A 21,467-nucleotide genomic window follows, 5' to 3' on the forward strand; every position below is an offset into this window, starting at 1 on the left:
CGCCCCGGCTGAGGCAACCCTGGTTGCGCGGATCTTGGCTATTTTAGCTGACGTCCCTGCGTCAGTCTTACGGTGTCGCAGCGGTGATCGGCACCGCGGTGGAGGACGGCGACCAGGCTGAGGCGACCTGTCCGCAGTAGTACAGGTACTTGACGGTCATCGATCCGACCGGGCCGGCGACGACGGTCGCCGTGGTGACATCGGCGCCCGTCGGGTTCGCGGATTGCACGGTGCCGCCCGTCACCTCGAGCTTGTACCCGGCCAGGGTCTGGCCACTGGGGCACGATTGCGCGACCCAGGTGTAGGTCACCGTCTTGCCGCTGGCGACGGTGGTCGTGGTCGTCGTCGGAGCGGCGCTCGGGGCGTCGGGTACGACGGCCGGAGCGTAGACCGTGACCGTGATCTTCTCGCCCTTCTTGACCGGGCCGGTGGGGTTGACCGAGTAGACCGTGTCTGCAACCTGCGTTGCCGGGTCGACCGAGGCCTTGCCCGTGACGACGTCGGCGACGAAGCCCAGAGACTGGAGCATGGTGCGGGCTTCCCCGCTGGTCTTACCGATGAAATCGGACTCGGTTACTTCCGCCGTGGTGGGCGTCGGGGTCGGAGTCGGCGTCGGCGTGGGCGTCGGAGTGGCGCTCGGCGTCTTCGAGGGAGTGGGCGACGGGGTGCTCGACGTGCTCGACGTCGTGACGGGGGTGCTTCCGCTGTTCTGCTGGGAAACGAACGCGACAATGCCACCGATGAGAACAAGGGCCAGCAGTGCGATCAGGGCGATGAGAGGCCAGGTCCAGGGGCTGCGCTTCTTCTTCGCGGCCTCCTCGGCCGCTGCCGCGGACGCGCGCGTGACGGGCGGTAGCCCGGAGGGAAGCAGCGTGGTCGCCTGCGCGTTCGCGCCGGCACCGGGCATGAGCATGGTCGCCATGGTGGGGGTGACCCCGTTCATGACGGCAGGAACGGAAGCGGCCGCGAGGGCCACATCACCGCGGCGCAGGGCGGTCGCGGCCCTGGCGAGGTGGGCTGCGGATGCCGGGCGGTCCGCCGGATTCTTCGCGAGGCAGGAGATGACGAGGTTGCGGACCGGCTCGGAGACGGTGTCGGGCAGGTCAGGGGCGATCTCGTTGATCTGCGCCATCGCGATGGCCACCTGGGACTCGCCCGTGAACGGGCGGCGTCCGGCGAGGCACTCATATGCGACGATGCCGAGCGAGTAGATGTCGGTCGTCGGCGACGCTGAGCGACCGCTGGCCTGTTCGGGCGAGAGGTACTGCACGGTGCCCATGACCTGGCCGGTGGCGGTCAGTGGAACCTGGTCCGCGATGCGGGCGATGCCGAAGTCGGTGATCTTGACGCGGCCGTCGGGGGTGATCAGCAGGTTCCCGGGCTTGATGTCCCGGTGCACCAGTCCCGCGGCGTGCGCGGCGTGCAGGGCGGATGCCGTCTGCGCGACGATGTCGAGGACCTTGTCGGTCGGCAGGACGTGCTCGCGCTCGAGGATCGTCGACAGGGCTTCGCCGGGTACGAGTTCCATGACGAGGAACGCGCTTCCGTCTTCTTCGCCGTAGTCGAAGACATTGGCGATGCCTTCGTGGTTGACGAGAGCGGCGTGACGAGCCTCGGCGCGGAAGCGCTCGAGGAAGCCCGGGTCACCGAGGTACTCGTCTTTCAAGATCTTGATGGCGACGGTACGACCGATTACGAGGTCGACGGACTGCCAGACCTCGCCCATTCCGCCGATGGCGATCCGGGACTTCAGTTCGTAGCGTCCCCCGAAGGTGAGCCCTGCTGTGGGTCTCATTTGTTCAGCACCGCCTCTAGTACCTGCTTTGCAACGGGTGCGGCGAGCAAATTGCCGTACCCCTTCTGGCCAAGACCTCCGCCATCCTCGACGAGGACGGTGATCGCGTATTTTGGATCTTCTGCGGGAGCAAAACCGGTGAACCAGAGTGTGTATGGCTCGTCAGTTCCGTTCTCGGCCGTACCCGTTTTTCCCGCCACGTTGACCCCGTCTATTCTTGCATTGCTCGCCGCGCCATCCGCGACGTCGTTGACCATCATCTGGGTCATCGTGGCCGCGGTTGCGGCGCTGATCACCTGTTTCACCGTCTTCGGCGTAAAGCTTTCGAGAGGGCTGAGATTGGGGGCGATGATTTCCTCCACCAGGTTCGGCGCCATCTGGACTCCGCCGTTTGCGATCGTCGCAGACACCATCGCCATCTGCAGGGGCGTTGCGCGCACTTCGTACTGCCCGAATGCCGAAAGTGCGGTCTGCGCGTCGTCGAGGACCGTGGGGTACACGCTCGTCGCGACGTCGAGGGGAACCGAGTAGCTCGTGTTGAACCCGTACTTCTCGGCCATCTCCCGGATGGCCGTCGACCCGAGCTGCAGCCCGAGCTCCGCCATGGGGATGTTGCAGGACAGGCGCAGCGCGGTGGCGATCGTGACCGTGTCGCCGCTGCCGCAGGTGCCGCCACCGGAATTGATCACGATCGACGAGCTGCCCGGCAGCGTGAAGGTCGCCAGGTTCGGGAAGGCGCTGTCGGAGGTGAACTTGCCCGATTCGATGGCAGCGGATGCGACGACGAGCTTGAAGACGGAGCCGGGAGGGTTGAGGGCATCGATGGACCGGTTGATGAGGGGGTTGCCCGGGTCGTTCACGAGGCTCTGGTACGTGCCGGTGACGGCCTCGCTGTCGTGCACGGCGAGCAGGTTCGGGTCGTAGCTCGGCTTGGACACCATGGCCAGGATCCGGCCGGTCTTCGGCTCGGTGACGATGACGGCACCGGTGAGGTTCCCGAGGGCATCCCAGGCGGCCTGCTGGGCGACCGGGTCGATCGTGACCTCGACCGATGCGCCCTTGGAGACCTGGCCGGTGACGAGGGAGTTCATCTGGTCGAAGAACTGGGAGTCCGAGGTGCCGCTGAGCTCGCCGTTGAGCGCGTGCTCGAGCCCGGTCGCCGCGCCATTGACGGGCAGGAACCCCGTGACAGGGGCGTAGAGCGCGGCCTTGCTGTACGTGCGCAGGTACTTGTAGTTGTCATCGGTCGGGACAGACTGTGCGATCGGGGTGCCTGCAACCAGGATGGCGCCGCGTTCGACCATGTAGCTGTCGTAGAGCGTGCGGGTATTGCGTGAGTCTGCGGACAGGCTTTCGGCCTGGAAGACCTGGATGATCGTCGTCGAGCTCAACAGGGCGACGAACATCAGCATGACGACAATGCTGACGCGCTTGAGTTCGCGATTCATCAGACCACCAGCCTGGGTTGGTTGCGGATGGTGTCGGACAGGCGCAGCAGGAGCGCGACGATGATCCAGTTGGCGACGAGCGATGACCCGCCGGCCGCGAGGAAGGGTGTCGTGAGCCCCGTGAGCGGAATGACCCTGGTGACACCGCCGATCACGATGAAGCACTGGAGGGCGACGACGAAGGAGAGCCCGACGCCGAGGAGCTTGCCGAAGTCGTCGTGCCCGGCGAAGCCGATGCGGATGCCGCGGGCCACGAAGAGCAGGTACAGGGCCAGGATCGCGAACAGCCCGGCGAGGCCGAGTTCTTCGCCGAGGCTCGCGATGATGTAGTCGCTCTGCGGAACCGGGGTGATTTCGGGGCGTCCCTGGCCGAGGCCGGTGCCGAGAAGGCCGCCCTTGGCGAGCCCGAACAAGCCCTGGACGAGCTGGTAGCTCCCGCCGTCTGCGTTGTAGACGTCGGGGTTGAGCGCATCGAGCCAGTTCTGGAACCGGCCGTGCACGTAATCGAGGGTCTGGCTGGCGATGATCGCGCCGCCGATGAAGAGGGTCATGCCGAGCAGGACCCAGCTGAGCCGGCCGGTCGCGATGTAGAGCATGACGAGGAACAGCCCGAAGTAGAGCAGCGCTGTTCCGAGATCGCGCTGGAAGATGATGACCGACATCGAGAGGGCCCAGAGAACCAGGATCGGACCGAGGTCGCGCAGCCGCGGGAACTTCATCCAGAGCACCCGGCGGCCGACCATCGACAGGCTGTCCCGGTTTCGGACCAGATAGCCGGCGAAGAAGATCGCGAGGGCGATCTTTGCGATCTCACCGGGCTGGAAGGTTGCGAAGGAGCCGATTCCGATCCAGACCCTGGCACCGCTGACCTCGCGGCCGAGGCCGGGGACGAGCGGGAGGAGGAGCAGGACGACCGCGACGAACCCGGACACGTAGGTGTAGCGGAAGAGCACCCGGTGGTTGCGGATGACGAGCATCACCGTGATGGCGCAGGCGATCGCCAGGCCGCTCCACACGGTCTGGCGCACCGCGGCACTGTCCCAGCCGGCGTCTCCATTGGCGATGTCGATGCGGTAGATCATCGCAATTCCGATGCCGTTCAGGAGCGTGGCGATCGGCAGGATGAACGGGTCGGCGTCCCGCGCCACGAAGCGCAGGACGATGTGCAGGCAGAGCACGAGGCCGGACAGCCCTGCGCCCAGCACGACGAGGGTCGTATCGATGTGCCCGAGCGCCCCGAGCTGGACGAGCACGACGGCCGAGGCGTTGATCCCGCACGCGACGATGAGCAGGAACAGTTCGACGTTCCGCATCTTCTGCGGCAGGTGCAGTCGCCGCGTGCTGCCGGGCTTGGACTTCGGAGCGCGCGTGGGGGCATCCGTTGCCCGCGCGTTACTCATTCTTCGCCTTCGTCAGGCGCTCGACCACGAGGCGGGCCTCATCGAGCGACGCTGCGCTGATGGTCTGCTCGACCTGCTGTCGGTCGTAGACGCGCAGGTCGGTGACCTGGAGCGGGGTCTCCTCGTAGACGGAGTGGAGGGAGATGGGCCCGAGGTCCTGTTGCACGCCGCGGAAGATCGCGACCGTGCTGCCCTCGACGCCGACGTAGTACCGCGTCTGGGTCCACTGGTAGCCGAGGATTCCGCCGCCGACGAGGGCGACGATGAGCAGGATGACGCCGGCGAGCCAGGTGGCCTTGCGGCGGCGGGCGCGGCGGGCATCCTCCTCGATGAGTTCGGTGAGGTAGTCCTGGGAATCGGGTTCGAAGTGGGTCTCGCGAACGGGGTGCAGGCGCAGGCTCGACATCCGCAGGGCACGGCTGCGTCCGGGTTCCTCGCCGAAGGCCAGCGGTGCGGATGCCGACCCGACGACGATGGGGGTGTCGATGCGTTGGTCCGGCGCGCCGATGTCGACGACGACGATCGTGACGTTGTCAGGGGCTCCGCCGTCGAGGCTCTCCTTGACGAGTCGGTCGGCGACGCCCTGCGGGTCGAGCTCGCTCGAGAGTGCGGCCGCGATGCTGGTGTTGGAGACGACGCCGCTCAGTCCGTCAGAGCAGATCAGCCAGCGGTCGCCGGCGAAGGTCGCGAGGATCGAGGTGTCGATCTCGGGGGCGGCCTCGACGTCCCCGAGCACGCGCATCAGGACCGAGCGGCGCGGGTGCACCATCGCCTCCTGCTCGGTGATGCGGCCGCTGTCAACGAGGCGCTGCACGAAGGTGTGGTCGATCGTGATCTGGGAGAGCTCGCCCTGGCGCAGGAGGTAGATGCGTGAGTCGCCGATGTGGGCGATCGCGACCTCGTCGTTGAGCACGATCAGGGCGCTGACGGTCGTGCCCATTCCGGTCAGCTCGGTGTGCTCGTAGACCGTCTCGGCGAGGAGGGAGTTCGCCGCGATGAGAGCGGCCTGGAGTGCGAATTCGGCGTCCTGCGGGCTCTGGTAGTCCCGGTCGGCCTCGATGATGCGCTTGGTCGCGATCGCGGAGGCGACGTCGCCTCCCGCGTGCCCGCCCATGCCGTCTGCGACGAGGAACAGGTGCTGGCCGGAGTAGCCGGAGTCCTGGTTGTTGGACCGGATCTTTCCAACGTGGGACGCGGCCGCGCTGTGACTGACTGTCGCCATGGACCTACCGCCGAAGCTCGAAGCTGGTCGCGCCGATCTTGACGGTGGTGTTCAAGGGGACAGGTGTCGGAACCGCGAGGCGTACGCCCGCGAGGAAGGTGCCGTTTGTCGAATCGAGATCCTGGATCATCCACTTGTCATTCCACAGCATCAGCCGGGCATGGTGGGTCGACGTGTAGTCGTCGCGAATGACGAGGCTTGAATCGGCGGAGCGACCGATCGTGACCGAATCCACGGTCAACGGGAATTCGGTGCCGGCCTTCGGGCCGGAGGTGATCACGAGCCTGGTCGCGTTCTGGGCGGTGGCCTTGTCGCCGGGGCCGAGGTCGTCCTTCGCGGCCTGCGCCGAGAACTGTTCCGTCGGTGCCGCAGCGGATGCCGCCGGCGGCTGGACGAAGGCGGGAGCGGCCTGCATCACCGGTGCCGCGACCGGTACGGCCGACGGGAATGCTGCGGCGAGTCCTGCGGACGCCACCGCGGGGGCGCCGTCCTTGGGCTGCTTGCGGACCCTCTGGCCGAAAAGGTCGCTGCGGAGGGCATAGACGATGCCGAAGATGAAGAGCCAGAGCACGAGAAGGAACCCGAGCCGCAGGACGAGCAGGGTCAGCTCGCTGACATTCATGCGGAGGGCCCCCAGAATCCGCCCATGTCGTGGCGCTCGTGCGGTGCGGCCGGCAGATCGGAGCGCTGGTCGGCAGCGGGAGCATCCGCGTGGGCCTGGGCGAGCACCCGGAAGACGACGCGGGTGCGGCCGATGGTGATGACCGAATCCGGTTCGAGGATCGCCTGCTTGACGGCGACACCGTTGAGCTGGGATCCATTCGTGGAGCCGAGGTCGCGCACCTGCGCACGGGCGCCGTCCCAGGTGATCTCGACGTGGCGGCGGGAGGTGCCGGTGTCGTCGATGGTGATGTCGGCATCCGTGCCGCGACCGATGACCGTGGTCGACTTGCGGAGCGGGTACCGCTTGCCGCCGACATCGACGACGGGCGTCCAGGTGACGCTGCCCTTGACGGTGGACGAGTCGATCTGGACCATGCCCTCGCTGAGGCCGCGGTCGTCGGAGAGGCTGATCGAGATGCCGCCGGCGAACTGGTAGCGCTGCTCGTTGCCGTGCTGCTGGACCAGGTCGGTGAGCTCGTCGATGAGTGCGGGTCCGAGGTTGGTCATGCGCTGGAAGTCGGTGTGGCTCATGCGGACGGTGAAGCGATTGGGCGCGAGGATGCGGTCGCGGGACACCACAGCTGCCTTGGTGTCCAGTTCGCGACGCAGCGCGGAGGTGATCTCCACCGGCTGTAGTCCCGACTTGAAGGTCTTGGCGAATGCGCCGTTTACGGCGCGCTCAAGGCCCTTTTCAAAGTTATCCAGAATGCCCACAGGTCTCCCGATCCGATCCTTTCGGCTATCAGCATGTTACTTGCCTCGCGTGTTAACTCGCCCGCCGGGCACATGGAACCGGAATTGTCATCCTACGGGAGGCGGCTATGGGCGCGGAGGTGGGTTCGTTTCTGTCCGGCCAGGAGGCAGTCTCGCATGACTCGCGTCCGAGAGGGTCACGAGACGGCAAACGGGGCGGATACTGCGCGCCTCCTTCCGCCCCGCCCGGCGGCCCCACGAATGGCATTCGCACCCCGAATAGTGCTAGCCTCTCTAAGTTCGCGCGAGTGGCGGAATTGGCAGACGCGCTGGCTTCAGGTGCCAGTGTTCGAAAGGACGTGGGGGTTCAAGTCCCCCCTCGCGCACAGTGGGTCGAATGATCCAGTCGGACAAGAAAGGCCCCCGGGTAACCGGGGGCCTTTCGTCGTTTTCGAGCGGACGCAGGCGACTCTGGCTGCGCCGTTAGAACGCGAAGACTTCCTCGTGCAGGCGGGCAGGCGGATGTCCGGCGTCCTTCAGCGCCGACCGGACAGCCCTGGACAGACCGCGCGATGCGCACACGTAGACGTCGCGGGCAGCGACGTCGGGGACGAGCCGAGTCAGGTTCGCACCGGTCATGCTGTTCCGGGGATCTGTGGACGGCCCGATCATCCACACGATCGAGGCACCGCGCAACCGGGCGATTTCCTCGAGTTCGTCGCGGAAGATCACGTCATCGTCCCGGGAGGCCCGGTAGAGGAGGGTCAGCGAGCCGTCGCCGACCTCGAGCTCTTCGAAGAGTGCGCGCATGGGAGTGATCCCAACGCCGCCGGCGATGAGCAGAACGGATTCACGAGTGCGTTTCCGGTGCGTCATGGCCCCGTACGGCCCCTCGGCGAGCACGCGCGTGCCCGGCCGGAGGGAGTGAAGCGTGTGACTGCCGTTCCCGAGCGCCTTTACGGTGATTCGGAGCAGGTCATCGCCGGGAGGCGCAGACAGCGAGAAGGGATGCGCGGAGCGCCAGACCCCCGGCGCCAGAAATCGCCAGCGGAAGAACTGACCCGCTTCGACGCGCAGTTCGTCGATGTGCCGCCCGCGCAGAATGACGCTCACGACGCCGTCCGCCTCGGGCACCAGGCGTTCGATCCGGAGGCGGTGGCGCCAGGCGTGCTCCAGCGGCTTGAGAACGCGGTAGCGGAGCACCAGGCCCAGTGCGGATACGAAGAACAGGGTCCAGGCGATCTGGAGCCCGGGCCTGCCGGCAAGGTCGGGCCCGGCCAGTTCGTGCGTGAACGAGAGCGCCAGGGCGATATAGCTGAGCAGGTGGATGCCGTGCCACGTCTCGTAGGAGACCGAGCGCCGGGCTGCCCGCACCGACATGACCGCGATCACGCCGAACAGGACCGTCCCGGCGGTCGCGGCCACCAGCCCGGGCATGCCCAGGACGGCGAGGGATGCCGTGAAGGCATCTTCCCAGTGGCTGAGCATCCAGGAATGCACGGCCGCGACCGCATGAATCACCAGGAGGACGATGAAGGCGCGACCGCCGACGCCGTGCCAGCGGGCGAGCCGGTCGGCACCGATCGAGCGTTCGAGCAACGGTGCGCGCGACATCAGGACCACCATCACCGTGACGACATATCCGGCCAGGAATCCGGTGGTGTGAGCGAGGATGGCCGAGTCGAACTGGACAGGAAACCGGACGTCGACGAAGGCGAGTGCCGCAGACAGGACGGCGCCGATCACGATCAGTGTCTTGATGAGCGCGGCCGCAACGGGCGGCCGGGGCGATTGTCGATGACCGGTCACGGCCGGCTGTCCGGCACGATCGCCGGCGCAGCCGGGGAGACCGCCGGAGCAGCAGTGACCATGGCCGCCGCCGATGCGGTCATCACGACCACGACGGCAAGGGACGTAAGCCAGTTCAGCGCGGTCCACGCGCTGCGGGAGACGCGGGAGGCGTTCACTCGGTGGTGGGGTGCAGCCGGTCCGCGAGTGCGCCGGTGGGCCGGAACTGAGGTCATGGTCCTTCCTCCAGGGTGAGAGCAGACGAGCGGAACTTTCCTCATCGGGCGACCGGAGGTGACGACGGTGCTGCGATGCGTCTTGTGCGAAAACTGCCTTCAATTGTGGTTCACATCCCGAAATTCAGGCAGCCATCGGGTAGATCCACACGAGATCCACAGTTTCATGAGGATTGCTCAGCTCGGCTGATTCCTAAGGTTTAGCGTCCGGATTGACGATGAGGAAGTCACTCAGACGGGTCCACCCCTCGGGAACTTCGTCGTTGCTCTCGATGACCCGTGCTCCGCCGGTGCCGCTTCCAGACGTCCACATTCCGTCTGCGGAACCGCAGAACGAATTCGAAGGACCGTCCGGCAGTTTTGCCACCATCAGGCAGAAGCCCGGGGTGCCTCGTTGCGGATCCGTGTACTTGGAGACGAAATAGCTCACATCTCTGGTGGTGCCGACTAACCGACTGGAAGCGGCATCGAGGCCGTCACTTGCAGCCTTGAGCGCCGAGGGAAGTGCGTCTTCGGGACCGGGTTTCTGCGCAAGGAACAGCCGGATCTCCGTGGTGGAGTCGTTGGCGACACAACTCGTCAGGCCGAGGCACGATGCACAGACCAATGCTGCCGCGATCCAGGCTCTGCTGGTCACTCTGAGACGAATCATGGCTAGCCCCCCGCTTGAACCCACGCTGTAGTCTTCGTGGGAAACCTAGCATGGCATCGGCCGATATTGTCGGTCCGACCAGCAACTTACATCACCGAGCGGAGGACTCGCTCGCGTCCGCATTCGTGGCGAAGGTGAACCCATTGAGCCGAGACGGCTGTGGTGGCGGATGACGGCACGCCCAACATCCGGCTGCTTGCCTGGACGGGAGTAGCGCGAGCGTAGTGAATCCGTAGGGAAACTCCGTTTCGGCGCATGGATTCCGTAAGGATGGCGCGGCCCCCCTGCGCCCGGGATGACGCTGGATTGGTGAACAGCGCTCGAATGGACCTCTCGGAACTCACGCTCAGTCGGTGGCTCTCGCCACTCCTCGACGGACGCTGCCGCTGGGGAAGCTACACGGTTTCGGCCGGTCGCTACGGCAGCACGAGCCAGCGGCTCGTGTTGTATCCGGCGGGGATCTCCGCACGGCAGCGCCGACGGGTTCGCGTGTGGCGCGGCTGGACGGTGCTCGGCCTAGTGGCCGTGTTCGGAGAGTTCGTAACGCTTGTTGAGGCGGGCGCACCGAGACTCCTGGTGATCACGTCCTGCATCGGGTTTTACGTCGCGAGCACCCTTGTCGTCGCCCATGCTGCCGGATCGATTCGTCGAGGCGTCCTCGAGCTGACCGTCGTGAGCTCCAGCCTCGCCCCCGACACGCGACTCTCCGCAGAATCCCGCTATCTGGCGGGGCTAGCTTCGACGCTGTTGATCGCCGAGGAGTCACTCGCCTGCGGAGCGTCGTCGCCTGCCGATCACGAACTGGTGTGGTCGTCCGCGTACTCCGACGCCCGGCGTCACCTCGGTGCCGGGCGGTGACGTCGGCCGGGACTTCGACAGCTCCCTAGGGCAGGGGTCCTCGGCGGGCGACGGCGCCGGCGAGGGTGGCGTGGAGCAGCGGAAGCACGGACACGGCCATGAGCACCGTTCCGAAGACGACGTCGTCGGCACGGAGCAGGATGCCGCCGATCAGCAGGGCGGTGAAGAGGACCGCAGAGATGATCCGCCGTCCCGTTCGCTCGAGACTGCCCAGGCGGCGCTCGAGCCGTGGGGTCTGCACCGTGAGGTTGCCGTCTTCGACCCGCGTGATCAGGGTATCGAGCCGCTGGGGCAGCCGGGCGATGAGTCCCGCGGCCGCCACCGTGCGCTTCGCGAGATCCTGCACCAGGTTTCCGCCTTCGGCCCGGATCAGCTGCGCGGAGTACGGCTCGACGGCGTTCCAGATGTTGAAGGCCGGGTCGAGCGAACTGCACATCCCGCTGGTCAGCGACATCGCGCGCACGATGAGCAGGAAGTTCTCCGGCAGCTGGACCGGCAGGGTGCGCACCACATCACCGAATTCGTTCGCGAAGGCGCGGAACTCGCGCGGATCGACCTCCTGCAGCTCGGCGAAGCCCATCCCGCCGAAACGCGCGAACAGCGCCGTCAGCGCCCTCTCGAGTTCCGCGGTGTCCGCGGAGGGCAGGAGCACGCCCACCTCGCGAATGCCGTCCACCATGCCCTTGCCGTTGCGGGACGCGGCGGCGATGAGCAGGTTCCGGAGACCGCGACGCAGCGCGTCGGGTACCTCGCCCATCATTCCGAAGTCGATGAACGTGAACTTCCAGGCCCGGCCTGGAGCATCCGCTGTTGTGGCCGCATCCGCGGTGGCGAGGGGGGTGACGAAGATATTGCCCGGGTGCGGGTCGGCGTGGAAATAGCCGTTGACGAAGAGCTGGTCGAACATGACCGCCGCGAACTCGGTGGCGACTTCAGCCGGATCGATGCCTGCCGCCCTGAGCCCATCGACGTCATTGATCTTGATGGCCGTGACGTCCTGCAGGGTCAGCACCCGCCGCGTCGTTCGCTCCCACACGAGCTCGGGAACGCTGACGCGGGCGTCGTCGGCGAAGTTCCCCGCGAACCGTTCCGCGCTCGCGGCCTCGTGCAGGTAGTCGATCTCCTCGAGGCTCGTCACCGCGAACTCCTCGACGAGGACGGGCATGTCGACCCGATCCGAAACGAGGCGAATGTGGCTGAGCCAGCCGGCGACGCGGCGAAGGGCCCGGAGGTCGACGTCGACGATCGCACCGATGCCCGGCCGCTGGATCTTCACGACGACGTCCAGCAGGCCGGTCTCGGCAGCATCCATTTCCGAGAGCCGCGCGCGGTGGACCTGACCGAGGGATGCCGCGGCGAGAGGGGTCGGGTCGACGAACGAGAACGCGCGCTCGAGTGTCACCCCCAATTCGGACTCGGCGAGGGCTCGGATGGCCGGGAACGGCACGGCCGGGACCTCGTCCTGCAGGCCCTCGAGCTCCTTGGTGATCTCGGGCGGCAGCACGTCGAGCCGGGACGACATGAACTGGCCGACCTTGATCATGAGGCCGCCCAGGTCGACCGCGAGCACGTGGAAGCGCTGCGCGATGCGCTGGAGCCGCGCCGACCGGTTGCGCGCCGAGAGCCGGGCGAGTCCGATCCGGGGCAGGAACAGTTCGTACCACCAGGTCTGCACCAGGTACCGCGCGGCGAACCGCAGGATCCGGCGGTAGCGGGCGCGCATGTTCCCGTCGTCGGTCATCGGATCTCCTTGACGCCGGCGTGCTTCGGGCACTCGTTCAATCCTGGGCGAGGATGGAGTACAACTGGCGACGCGCCTCGTCGAGCACGGCGACGGCCTTGTCCACCTGCTCCGGGCTGCCGGAGCGCCCGACCTGCGCGGCGGCCTGGGCCAGGCCGATTCCCGCCTTGGGCAGTGCGGTCGCCCGGCCGCTGTCGCGGGCACTCGGGGCCTCCCAGGGGGCGGAGGTCTCGGCTGCGGCATCCGCTACCGCGCGGCCCTCGTCCGTGAGCGCATAGGTCTTGCGACCGTTGGCCTCCTCGGCCGTGATGAAACCCTCGTCGGCGAGCAGCTGGAGCGCCGGATACACCGAGCCGGGGCTCGGCTTCCACGCCCCGTTGCTGCGCTCCTCGATCTCGTGGATGATCTGGTAGCCGTGCATCGGCTGCTCCAGGAGGAGCGCGAGCACCGCGGCACGGACGTCGCCGCGCCCGACCCTCGTGCCGACCTTCTGTTCGAACTGCCCGCGCAACTGCTCCATCGCTTCCCAGATGGCGTTTCCGGCCCAACCTTCGCCCGGTCCGCCCTTGCGACCCGGGAATCCGTCTCCCATAAATGAACCACTCATGATGACCTCCTCAGCGCCGTACCAGAGCTCGACGATACCTAACGATATAACGTTCAACTCTGATCTCGAGCTGGATTTCACGGCGGCGCGCCCGTGTGTCGCGCGGGTTCTCAGCCGGAGCAGTCCTGAGCGTAGGCTCATTCCGTCAGGGCAAACGGTGTTCCGCCCAATGGAACATGTGTTGGTGTGCCCTGCGGTAGTTCTCAAGGAAGAGATTCAGTTCATGAGCGAGAAACTCGCGTCATCCCGATGGTCACGGCTCATGCCGGTCATCTTCATCACCTACAGCCTGGCGTACCTCGACCGCTCGAATTACAGTCTGGGCGCCGCCGCGGGGATGGCGAAAGACCTCAACATCACGGCCAGCGCCTCGGCCTTCCTTGCAGCCCTGTTCTTCCTCGGCTACTTCTTCTTCCAGGTACCGAGCGCGAGTTACGCGCAACGGCGGAGCGCGAAGAAGCTGATCTTCTACGCGCTGATCCTGTGGGGCATCCTGGCCAGCTGCATCGGCATCGTCACGAACATCTGGGTGCTATTCGTCATCCGGTTTGCGATCGGTATCGTCGAGGCGGCCATCATGCCCGCGATGCTCATCCTGCTCAGTAACTGGTTCACCAGCGGCGAACGCTCCAAAGCCAACACCTTCCTGATCCTCGGCAACCCAGTCACGGTGCTGTGGATGTCCGTCGTCTCGGCCTACCTCGTCAGCAGCGTTGGCTGGCGCTGGATGTTCATCATCGAGGGTCTCCCCTCCATCATCTGGGCGTTCGTCTGGCTGCGTATGATCGACAACTCCCCGAACGACGCGAAGTGGCTGTCCGCAGGCCAGAAGAAGGACATCAACGACGAATTCGCCCGGGAACAGGTCGGACTGCACGCCGTGCCGAACTACCGCGAGGCATTCAAGCAGAAGGCCGTCATCCAGCTCTGCATCCAGTACTTCTTCTGGAGCATCGGCGTCTACGGCTTCGTCATGTGGCTCCCCTCGATCATCAAGACCGCGTCGTCCTTCGACATCGTGATCATCGGCTGGCTCACCGCCATCCCGTACCTGCTCGCGACCGTTTTGATGGTGGTCGCCTCGTTCTTCTCCGACCGGCTCCTGAAGCGGAAGCTCTTCATCTGGCCGTTCCTCCTGGTGGCGGCGGTCGCGTTCTACGCCTCCTACCTCGTCGGGACGTCCAACTTCTGGCTGTCGTTCATCCTGCTCGTGATCGCCGGCGGCGCGATGTACGCCCCATACGGGCCGTTCTTCGCGATCGTCCCCGAGATCCTGCCGAAGAACGTCGCGGGCGGCGCGATGGCCCTCGTCAACAGCTTCGGCGCACTCGGATCCTTCGCAGGGGCCTACTTCGTCGGCTTCCTCAATAACGTCACCGGGTCGAACGATGCGTCCTATATCTTCATGGCCCTGTCACTGATCATCGCGGTCGTGTTCACGATCGTGGTGAAGGCCGTCTCGACGCCGGACTTCAAACTGCAGGGCACCATCCCCGCGGCATCGCCCAGCGCACCGGCACTCCAGTGAGCGGCTCCCGGCCGGTGTTCGTCAACACCATGGTCTACAAAGAGGCCCTCGACGCGTCCACCACGGTCCAGGCCGACCTCGTCGCCGAGGTGCTCGCGCTCGGGGCCACCGGAATCGAGATCCGCCGAGAGTACCTCTCGCCCGAGCCTGCGGCCCGGCGCGAAGAACTCCTGACGATCGCCGGCCTGGCGACCGAGGCCGGAGTCGAGGTCTACTACTCCGTTCCCGAGTCGCTCTTCGTGGACGGTGAGGCCTCTCCTCTCCTGACCGGCTACCTCGACGAAGCGGCGACGCTCGGAGCTCTCAGCGTCAAGCTGAACATCGGCGAGCCCGGTGACGAGCTGACAGGGCTCGGGAACCTGGTCGCGGCCCTGCTGGCGGCATCCGCCCGGGTCACGATCGAGAACGACCAGACCGCGCGGAACGGGCGACTGGATGTCGTGGCTGCGCTCCTCCGCGACCTGCGGGCCCAGAACGTTCCGATCGGGTACACGTTCGATGCCGGGAACTGGCTCTGGGCGGGCGTTGACCCGGTCGCCGCCGCCCGGGAACTCGGGCGTTACGCGACGGTCTTCCACCTGAAGGACATCGACCGCCTCGGTGGGCTGCACTCCGTGCTGCTCGACGAGGGCGACGTCGACTGGCGTTCCGTGCTCCGCGAGATCGGGACCCACGTGCCCGTCGTGCTCGAATACCCGATCCCCGATCGGGCCACCGCGGCGAGCGAACTGGCGAAGATCCGCCGGGTCCTCGCCGAACCGACCAGCGACTGAACGGAACCACATGCCCAGCACTGTCCAGAGGGACTTCGACGTCGTCACCTTCGGCGAGATCATGGCGATGTTCGTCGCGGAGGAGTCCGGTCCGCTCGCCCGGGTCGACCGCTTCACCCGCAGGCTGGCGGGTGCGGAATTCAATGTTGCCGTCGGTCTGCGGCGGCTCGGCCACAGCGTCGGGTTCATCACGCGTCTCGGCACGGACCCGTTCGGTGAATTCGTCCTGCAACAGCTCGAGGCGAACGACATCGATGTCGGCCAGGTCGACCTGCACGCGAGCGAACCGACCGGGTTCCAGCTGAAGAACCGGCCGGGCGAGGACGAAGACCCGCTCGTGGTCTACTTCCGGTCGCACTCAGCGGCACGTACGCTCGCGCCAACCGAGGCGACGGCCGCTTACGTGCGCCGTGCCGGGCATGTGCACCTGACCGGGATCCCGCTCGCGATCGGCGACGGACCGCGGAACCTCGCCGCCCAGACCGTCGATGTTGCACGTGAAACCGGCGCGACGGTGAGTTTCGATCCGAACCTGCGCCCCAGCCTCTGGGCCGACACCGCGGAAATGGTGCGCGCGATCAATGAGATCGCCGTGCAGGCGGACTGGGTGCTGCCCGGCACGAGCGAAGGGCACATCCTCACCGGGGAGACCACCCCGGCGGGAATCGCCCGCTGGTACCTCGATCGCGGCGTGAAGGTCGTCGCGGTCAAGGCCGGTTCCCGCGGCGCCGAACTCTTCGCCGCGGACGGGACGCACGCGAGCTGCCCGCCGTTCTCGGTGTCTGTCGTCGACACGGTCGGCGCGGGCGACGGCTTCTCCGCTGGACTCCTCAGTGCGGCCCTCGACGGGCTCCCACTCGCCGACTGGGTGCACCGTGCCGGCGCGGTCGGCGCGCTGGCCACGACGTCGCGCGGTGACCAGGAGGGCCTGCCCGACCGGGCCGGACTCGCTACATTCCTCGAGGCGCATGCGCCGGCATCCATTTGATCAGGGAGACTGACAGCATGACCACTGCACCACCCGTCCCACCCGCCACCCTCCGCGTCGTTGTCGCGACCCCGCTGAGCGAGGAGCTCTGCCGGCTGATCGAGCGGGCGGAACCCCGCATCGAGCTCGTGCGTGACCAGGCCCTGCTGCCGCCGATGCGCCGCCCTGCCGACTACCGCGGCGACCCCGCCTTCCGGCGCACCGCCGGACAGCAGGCCGACTTCGAGCGGATGCTCGACTCGGCCGACGTGCTCTTCGGCATCCCCGACGTGAACCCGGTCGCCCTTCGCCGAACCGTTGAGGCGAATCCGGGACTCCGCTGGGTGCAGGTGATGGCGGCGGGCGGCGGCTCGCAGGTCAAGTCCGCAGGCCTCGGTCAGGCCGATCTCGACCGGGTGGTCTTCACGACCTCGGCCGGGGTGCACGGCGGCCCGCTCGCCGAATTCGCGATCTTCGGCATCATGGCCGGAGCGAAGCAGCTGCCCGTGCTCCAAAGCGACCAGCGCGCGCACGCGTGGCCGGAGCGCAGGGCCCTCGGCCAGGTGCGCGACCAGACGGTGCTCGTCATCGGGCTGGGCGGAGTGGGGCGCGAGGTCGCCCGGCTCGCGAAGGGGCTCGGGATGCGTGTGATCGGGACGAGCAGGGACGACCTGCCCGTTCCCTTCGTCGACGAGCTGATCCGAACGGAGGACCTCGCGGCCGGAGCCGCGAGCGCGGACGCGATCGTCGTCGCCCTGCCGGGAACGGCCGCGACCCTGAAACTTGTCGGCGAGAACGTCTTCGGCGCGGTCCGGCCGGGAACGACCTTCGTCAGCATCGGGCGTGGCACCGTCGTGGACGAGGACGCCCTCATCCGTGCCCTCGAGTCTGGCCGGATCGGCTTCGCCGCCCTCGACGTGTTCGCGAAGGAACCGCTCGACACCGCGAGCGCGCTCTGGGACTTCCCGAACGTCGTGATCAGCCCCCACACCGCCGCCCTCGACGCCGAGGAGGAACGCCGGATCGCCGAGCTCTTCGCCGACAACGCGACCCGGTTCCTCGACGGCCTCCCCCTCCGCAACATCGTCAACACGGTCGAGTTCTACTGAGTCGATCGTTCCCAGGCCTGGCCTGCTGTCCGAATCGGCGCGCAGTCAGGTGCGGCGACTAGGGTCGGACGGATGCATACTCCGACCTCGTCTCTCCCCTCCGTCTCTCCCACCCCCGGTTTCGTGCGGGTGCGGGGAGCCAGGGAGAACAACCTGAGGGATGTCGACGTCGACGCGCCCCGCGACGCGATCGTCGCGTTCACCGGCGTCTCCGGTTCCGGCAAGTCGTCGCTCGCCTTCGGCACGATCTTCGCAGAGGCCCAGCGCCGGTTCCTCGAATCGGTGGCCCCGTACGCCCGCCGACTGATCCAGCAGGGCCACACCCCGCAGGTGGACGAGATCACGGGCCTCCCTCCCGCGGCCGCCCTGCAGCAGCGGCGCGGCACGCCGAGTTCGCGGTCCACGGTCGGCACCCTGACGACCCTGTCGAATTCACTGCGCATGATGTATTCCCGTGCGGGCACGTACCCGGCGGATGCGCCCAGGCTCGAATCGGACTCCTTCTCCCCGAATACCGTGGCCGGGGCGTGCCCGCGCTGCCACGGGCTCGGAATCGCGCACCTCCCGACGCGCGCGAGCCTCGTGCCCGACGGGACCCTCAGCATCCGCGAGGGCGCCGTCGCGGCGTGGCCGGGCGCCTGGCAGGGCAAGAACCTCCGCGACATCCTGATCGCCCTCGGCTACGACGTCGACGTGCCGTGGAACGACCTCCCCGCTGAGAGCAGGGACTGGATCCTTTTCACCGAGGAGCAGCCCGTCGTGGAGATAACGCCGCAGCGCGACCGGGTCGCCAAGCCGTACCAGGGCCGGTTCTGGAGTGCGCGCAGCTACGTCCTGCACACCCTCGCCGACTCGCAGAGCCAGAGTCAGCGGGAGCGCGCGCTCCGGTTCGTGGAGTCCGGACCCTGCTCGCTCTGCGACGGGAGCGGACTCACCCCGGCCGCCCTCGCCGTGACGGTGGCCGGGCTCTCCATCTCCCAGCTGGCCGGGCTGCCGCTCACCACCCTCGCCGAGACCCTCCGCCCGCTCACGCAGGCCGGTTCCGCAGGGCGCGGCGAGGCATCCGCCGGGGTCGAAGCCACGATCAGCCGCGACCTGCTCGCGCGCATCGAGGTGCTGGTCGATCTCGGCCTCGGCTACCTCAGCCTCTCGCGCTCCACCCCGACGCTCTCGCCCGGTGAGATGCAGCGCCTCCGGATCGCGACCCAGTTGAGGTCTGGACTCTTCGGCGTCGTCTACGTGCTCGACGAGCCCTCTGCGGGTCTGCACCCCGCCGACGCCGAACCCCTCCTCGTCGTGCTCGAGCAGCTCAAGTCCTCCGGCAACTCCGTCTTCGTCGTCGAACACAACATGGACGTCGTGCGCGCCGCCGACTGGGTCATCGACGTCGGTCCGCACGCAGGAACCGGCGGCGGCGAGGTGCTCTACAGCGGTCCGGTCGGCGGGCTCGCCGGGGTCCCGGAGTCGGTGACACGGCGGTTCCTGTTCCCCGCTTCCGACACGACGGATGCCGCGGTCCCGGCGCCGGCGCGGAGGGAACCACATGCCTGGCTCGGCCTGCGCGGGGTCAACGTGCACAACCTTCAGGATCTCGACGCCGAGTTCCCGCTCGGGCTCCTCACCGCGGTCACCGGCGTTTCCGGATCGGGAAAATCATCTCTGATCAGCCAGATCGTCGCCGATGACCCGGTTGACCGCCTTGTCGCCGTCGACCAGAAGCCGATCGGACGCACCCCCCGCTCGAACCTCGCCACCTATACCGGCCTGTTCGACGCGGTCCGCGCGGCCTTCGCGGCCACCCCCGCAGCCCGCAGCCGCGGCTTCGGGGCGGGACGCTTCTCCTTCAACGTCGCCGGCGGCCGCTGCGAGACCTGCCTCGGTGAGGGCTCCGTCACCGTTGAACTCCTCTTCCTCCCCGGCAGCTACGCCCTGTGCCCGGCGTGCCACGGTTCCCGGTACAACCCGGAGACCCTCGAGGTCGACTACCGCGGCAAGACCATCGCAGAGGTCCTCGGGCTCAGCGTCGATGATGCCGCCGGGTTCCTCGCCGACGTGCCTGCGGCCGCCCGCAGCCTCGAGACCCTCCGCGAGGTCGGCCTCGGCTACCTCCGCCTCGGCCAGCCCGCCACAGAGCTCTCCGGTGGGGAAGCCCAGCGCATCAAGCTCGCCTCCGAGCTCCAGCGTGCCCGCCGCGGCCACACCCTGTACCTGCTCGACGAACCGACAACGGGCCTGCACCCGGCGGATGTGCAGCTCCTGCTCGCCCAGCTGAACCGGCTGGTCGACGCAGGCAACACCGTCGTCGTTGTCGAACACAACCTCGACGTCATCGCGGCGGCCGACTGGGTGATCGACCTCGGCCCGTCCGGAGGGGACGCTGGCGGCCGTATCCTCGTGGCCGGTCCGCCGGAGGTCGTCGCCACCCACGCCGAGAGCAGGACGGCCCCCTATCTCGAGCGGCGACTGCAGGCGTAGGCGACGCTCAGGCGTTTCGGACCAGCCGGAGCACCGGAATCCGGCGTTCGACGGCCCGCTCCTGGTAGCCGGCGAAGCCGGGCGCGAGGGCGATGATCTTCGCCCAGGCTCTGGCGTGCTCGTCGCCGTCCAAATCGGTCGCGGTGACCGCGACCGTCCCTTCCGGGGTCTCGATGGAGGTCTCCGGGTGCGAGAGCAGGTTGAAGTACCAGGCCGGGTGCTGGGGCCGGCCGCCGGCGGAGGCGACCACGAGCCAGGCGTCCCCGTCGCGGATGGACATCACCGGGCTGACGCGCTCGGCACCCGTGCGCGCCCCGGTCGTGTGCAGGAGCACGAGGTTGGACCCGAACCCGGCCGTGGTGACATGACCGTTGTTCTCCCGGAACTCCGAGATGATCTGTTCGTTGAAGTCGCTCACTAGACTGCCTCTCGTCGACGAGCTGCCGGTGCAGGGATTTTACAACGGGAAGAGGATCTCATGAGTGGTGAGCTGGTTCTGGTGACCGGTGGGTCTGGCTTCGTCGGCGCGCACTGCATCGTGCGGCTCCTCGCCGACGGCTACCGGGTGCGCACGACGGTGCGCTCCCTCACCCGGGAGCCCGAGGTGCGCGCGATGGTCGCCGCGGGCGGGGCGGATGCCGGCAGCGCCCTCTCGTTCACCGTCGCCGACCTGCTCTCCGACGCAGGTTGGGCGGAAGCGGTGAACGGCTGCGCCTTCGTCCTGCACGTCGCCTCACCCTTCCCCGCACGTGAGCCGGCGGACGAGGACGAGCTCATCGTCCCCGCCCGCGACGGCGCACTGCGGGTGCTCCGGGCCGCGCGGGACGCCGGCGTGCGGCGGGTCGTGCTAACCTCTTCGTTCGCCGCCGTCGGGTATGGCGCCCAGCATCCGGACCGCCCGTTCACCGAGGACGACTGGACGGACCCGACCGCCTCAGTGAGCGCATACGTCAGGTCGAAGACCATCGCCGAACGTGCGGCCTGGGACTTCGTCGATCGCGAGGGAGGCACCCTCGAGCTCACGGTGATCAACCCGGTCGGAATCTTCGGACCCGTGCTCGGGACAGACCTCTCCAGTTCCGTCGAACTCCTCCGCGGGCTCCTGACGGGTGCTGTGCCCGCGGTGCCGCGGATCGAGACCAACATCGTCGACGTGCGCGATGTCGCCGACCTGCACTTGCGCGCCATGACGAGCCCGCTCGCGCCCGGCGAACGGTTCCTCGCCGTCGCCGGACCCCCGATGACCTTTCCGGAGATCGCAGCCCTGCTGAGGTCGAACCTCGGCGACGTCGCGAGTCGGGTGCCCCGCCGGGTGATGCCGACCTGGCTCGTCCGTGTCCTCGCCCCGTTCAGCGCCCCGCTCCGGCAGGTCGCCCCGCAACTCGGCACGACGCGGAACGCCTCCCATGACAAGGCCAGGCGGATGCTCGGCTGGGAACCTCTGTCCAACGAGGAGGCCATCCTCGCCACCGCGGAGAGCCTCGTGCGCCTCCGGCTTCTCTGACCGGCGGC

Annotated in this window: 19 protein-coding genes and 1 tRNA gene; 8 read left to right on the forward strand and 12 right to left on the reverse strand. The window is 67.6% G+C overall.

Annotation, left to right across the window (positions count from 1 at the left end):
* Nucleotides 1-67: 67 nt before the first annotated feature.
* The 6 genes from E3O39_RS12515 to E3O39_RS12540 are packed head-to-tail and all read right to left on the reverse strand — an operon-like array spanning nucleotide 68 to nucleotide 7,242.
* Nucleotides 68-1,795: a serine/threonine protein kinase gene (locus E3O39_RS12515; protein ID WP_134448584.1), complete on the reverse strand. Its 1,728-nt coding sequence runs from the start codon at nucleotides 1,793-1,795 to the stop codon at nucleotides 68-70.
* Nucleotides 1,792-3,243, reverse strand: coding sequence for a penicillin-binding protein 2 (locus tag E3O39_RS12520; RefSeq protein WP_134448586.1), 1,452 nt, complete (start codon nucleotides 3,241-3,243; stop codon nucleotides 1,792-1,794). Before E3O39_RS12520 ends, E3O39_RS12515 begins: the two co-directional genes overlap by 4 nt.
* The gene (locus E3O39_RS12525) at nucleotides 3,243-4,643 is read right to left on the reverse strand and encodes an FtsW/RodA/SpoVE family cell cycle protein (RefSeq protein WP_134448588.1); all 1,401 of its coding nucleotides are present in this window, start codon (nucleotides 4,641-4,643) and stop codon (nucleotides 3,243-3,245) included. Before E3O39_RS12525 ends, E3O39_RS12520 begins: the two co-directional genes overlap by 1 nt.
* Nucleotides 4,636-5,865 (reverse strand): PP2C family serine/threonine-protein phosphatase, encoded by a 1,230-nt coding sequence (locus E3O39_RS12530; protein WP_134448590.1) that lies wholly within the window; start codon nucleotides 5,863-5,865, stop codon nucleotides 4,636-4,638. Before E3O39_RS12530 ends, E3O39_RS12525 begins: the two co-directional genes overlap by 8 nt.
* Before the next feature lie 4 nt (nucleotides 5,866-5,869).
* Nucleotides 5,870-6,487, reverse strand: a complete 618-nt coding sequence (locus E3O39_RS12535; RefSeq protein ID WP_134448592.1) for an FHA domain-containing protein — start codon at nucleotides 6,485-6,487, stop codon at nucleotides 5,870-5,872.
* Complete coding sequence (locus E3O39_RS12540) at nucleotides 6,484-7,242, reverse strand: DUF3662 and FHA domain-containing protein (protein ID WP_134448594.1); 759 nt, start codon at nucleotides 7,240-7,242, stop codon at nucleotides 6,484-6,486. The genes E3O39_RS12535 and E3O39_RS12540 overlap by 4 nt, the downstream gene beginning before the upstream one ends.
* Nucleotides 7,243-7,523: 281 nt before the next feature.
* Between E3O39_RS12540 and E3O39_RS12545 the strand changes: the two genes are divergently transcribed.
* Nucleotides 7,524-7,607 (forward strand) — tRNA-Leu (locus E3O39_RS12545).
* A 97-nt stretch (nucleotides 7,608-7,704) separates the two neighbouring features.
* On the opposite strand, the gene E3O39_RS12550 is transcribed toward E3O39_RS12545, so the two are convergent.
* From E3O39_RS12550 to E3O39_RS12560, 3 genes are all read right to left on the reverse strand, one after another.
* Nucleotides 7,705-9,030 carry a ferric reductase-like transmembrane domain-containing protein gene (locus E3O39_RS12550; protein ID WP_198413435.1) on the reverse strand — a complete coding sequence of 442 codons (1,326 nt, stop codon included), beginning with the start codon at nucleotides 9,028-9,030 and terminating at the stop codon, nucleotides 7,705-7,707.
* The gene (locus tag E3O39_RS12555; protein WP_134448596.1) at nucleotides 9,027-9,245 is read right to left on the reverse strand and encodes a hypothetical protein; all 219 of its coding nucleotides are present in this window, start codon (nucleotides 9,243-9,245) and stop codon (nucleotides 9,027-9,029) included. Before E3O39_RS12555 ends, E3O39_RS12550 begins: the two co-directional genes overlap by 4 nt.
* Before the next feature lie 193 nt (nucleotides 9,246-9,438).
* Nucleotides 9,439-9,897 carry a hypothetical protein gene (locus E3O39_RS12560; RefSeq protein ID WP_135100857.1) on the reverse strand — a complete coding sequence of 153 codons (459 nt, stop codon included), beginning with the start codon at nucleotides 9,895-9,897 and terminating at the stop codon, nucleotides 9,439-9,441.
* Between the two features lie 324 nt (nucleotides 9,898-10,221).
* On the opposite strand from E3O39_RS12560, the gene E3O39_RS12565 reads away from it, so the two are divergent.
* Nucleotides 10,222-10,755 carry a DUF6611 family protein gene (locus tag E3O39_RS12565; protein WP_134448600.1) on the forward strand — a complete coding sequence of 178 codons (534 nt, stop codon included), beginning with the start codon at nucleotides 10,222-10,224 and terminating at the stop codon, nucleotides 10,753-10,755.
* Between the two features lie 25 nt (nucleotides 10,756-10,780).
* Here E3O39_RS12565 and E3O39_RS12570 read toward each other — a convergent pair whose 3' ends face one another.
* Nucleotides 10,781-12,496 carry an AarF/ABC1/UbiB kinase family protein gene (locus tag E3O39_RS12570; protein WP_134448602.1) on the reverse strand — a complete coding sequence of 572 codons (1,716 nt, stop codon included), beginning with the start codon at nucleotides 12,494-12,496 and terminating at the stop codon, nucleotides 10,781-10,783.
* A 37-nt stretch (nucleotides 12,497-12,533) separates the two neighbouring features.
* On the reverse strand, nucleotides 12,534-13,103 hold the full coding sequence (locus E3O39_RS12575) for a PadR family transcriptional regulator (protein ID WP_134448604.1): 570 nt from the start codon (nucleotides 13,101-13,103) through the stop codon (nucleotides 12,534-12,536).
* Between the two features lie 223 nt (nucleotides 13,104-13,326).
* Between E3O39_RS12575 and E3O39_RS12580 the strand changes: the two genes are divergently transcribed.
* The 5 genes from E3O39_RS12580 (at nucleotide 13,327) to E3O39_RS12600 (ending at nucleotide 19,955) form a co-directional block, all read left to right on the forward strand.
* A complete protein-coding gene (locus tag E3O39_RS12580; protein WP_134448606.1) occupies nucleotides 13,327-14,631 on the forward strand; it encodes an MFS transporter in 1,305 nt (434 codons plus the stop codon).
* Nucleotides 14,628-15,404 (forward strand): sugar phosphate isomerase/epimerase, encoded by a 777-nt coding sequence (locus E3O39_RS12585; protein ID WP_134448608.1) that lies wholly within the window; start codon nucleotides 14,628-14,630, stop codon nucleotides 15,402-15,404. Before E3O39_RS12580 ends, E3O39_RS12585 begins: the two co-directional genes overlap by 4 nt.
* Before the next feature lie 10 nt (nucleotides 15,405-15,414).
* Complete coding sequence (locus E3O39_RS12590; protein WP_134448610.1) at nucleotides 15,415-16,392, forward strand: sugar kinase; 978 nt, start codon at nucleotides 15,415-15,417, stop codon at nucleotides 16,390-16,392.
* Between the two features lie 17 nt (nucleotides 16,393-16,409).
* Nucleotides 16,410-17,480 (forward strand): D-2-hydroxyacid dehydrogenase, encoded by a 1,071-nt coding sequence (locus E3O39_RS12595; RefSeq protein ID WP_134448612.1) that lies wholly within the window; start codon nucleotides 16,410-16,412, stop codon nucleotides 17,478-17,480.
* Nucleotides 17,481-17,552: 72 nt separating this feature from the next.
* The gene (locus E3O39_RS12600) at nucleotides 17,553-19,955 is read left to right on the forward strand and encodes an excinuclease ABC subunit UvrA (RefSeq protein WP_134448614.1); all 2,403 of its coding nucleotides are present in this window, start codon (nucleotides 17,553-17,555) and stop codon (nucleotides 19,953-19,955) included.
* A gap of 7 nt (nucleotides 19,956-19,962) precedes the next feature.
* On the opposite strand, the gene E3O39_RS12605 is transcribed toward E3O39_RS12600, so the two are convergent.
* Entirely contained in the window at nucleotides 19,963-20,373 is a 411-nt protein-coding gene (locus E3O39_RS12605; protein ID WP_134448616.1) for a nitroreductase/quinone reductase family protein, read from the reverse strand.
* A gap of 60 nt (nucleotides 20,374-20,433) precedes the next feature.
* Between E3O39_RS12605 and E3O39_RS12610 the strand changes: the two genes are divergently transcribed.
* Nucleotides 20,434-21,459 carry an aldehyde reductase gene (locus tag E3O39_RS12610; protein ID WP_134448618.1) on the forward strand — a complete coding sequence of 342 codons (1,026 nt, stop codon included), beginning with the start codon at nucleotides 20,434-20,436 and terminating at the stop codon, nucleotides 21,457-21,459.
* Nucleotides 21,460-21,467: the final 8 nt, after the last annotated feature.

Source organism: Cryobacterium sp. MDB2-A-1, from assembly GCF_004402675.1.
GTDB classification, from domain to species: Bacteria; Actinomycetota; Actinomycetes; order Actinomycetales; family Microbacteriaceae; genus Cryobacterium; species Cryobacterium glucosi.

Excerpts from the sequence above, each read along its gene's own strand:
- E3O39_RS12515 (WP_134448584.1), bottom strand. The coding sequence starts at position 1,795 with ATGAGACCCACAGCAGGGCTCACCTTCGGGGGACGCTACGAACTGAAG.
- E3O39_RS12520 (WP_134448586.1), bottom strand. The coding sequence starts at position 3,243 with ATGAATCGCGAACTCAAGCGCGTCAGCATTGTCGTCATGCTGATGTTC.
- E3O39_RS12525 (WP_134448588.1), bottom strand. The coding sequence starts at position 4,643 with ATGAGTAACGCGCGGGCAACGGATGCCCCCACGCGCGCTCCGAAGTCC.
- E3O39_RS12530 (WP_134448590.1), bottom strand. The coding sequence starts at position 5,865 with ATGGCGACAGTCAGTCACAGCGCGGCCGCGTCCCACGTTGGAAAGATC.
- E3O39_RS12535 (WP_134448592.1), bottom strand. The coding sequence starts at position 6,487 with ATGAATGTCAGCGAGCTGACCCTGCTCGTCCTGCGGCTCGGGTTCCTT.
- E3O39_RS12555 (WP_134448596.1), bottom strand. The coding sequence starts at position 9,245 with ATGACCTCAGTTCCGGCCCACCGGCGCACTCGCGGACCGGCTGCACCC.
- E3O39_RS12560 (WP_135100857.1), bottom strand. The coding sequence starts at position 9,897 with ATGATTCGTCTCAGAGTGACCAGCAGAGCCTGGATCGCGGCAGCATTG.
- E3O39_RS12565 (WP_134448600.1), top strand. The coding sequence starts at position 10,222 with ATGGACCTCTCGGAACTCACGCTCAGTCGGTGGCTCTCGCCACTCCTC.
- E3O39_RS12570 (WP_134448602.1), bottom strand. The coding sequence starts at position 12,496 with ATGACCGACGACGGGAACATGCGCGCCCGCTACCGCCGGATCCTGCGG.
- E3O39_RS12575 (WP_134448604.1), bottom strand. The coding sequence starts at position 13,103 with ATGAGTGGTTCATTTATGGGAGACGGATTCCCGGGTCGCAAGGGCGGA.
- E3O39_RS12580 (WP_134448606.1), top strand. The coding sequence starts at position 13,327 with ATGAGCGAGAAACTCGCGTCATCCCGATGGTCACGGCTCATGCCGGTC.
- E3O39_RS12590 (WP_134448610.1), top strand. The coding sequence starts at position 15,415 with ATGCCCAGCACTGTCCAGAGGGACTTCGACGTCGTCACCTTCGGCGAG.
- E3O39_RS12595 (WP_134448612.1), top strand. The coding sequence starts at position 16,410 with ATGACCACTGCACCACCCGTCCCACCCGCCACCCTCCGCGTCGTTGTC.
- E3O39_RS12600 (WP_134448614.1), top strand. The coding sequence starts at position 17,553 with ATGCATACTCCGACCTCGTCTCTCCCCTCCGTCTCTCCCACCCCCGGT.
- E3O39_RS12610 (WP_134448618.1), top strand. The coding sequence starts at position 20,434 with ATGAGTGGTGAGCTGGTTCTGGTGACCGGTGGGTCTGGCTTCGTCGGC.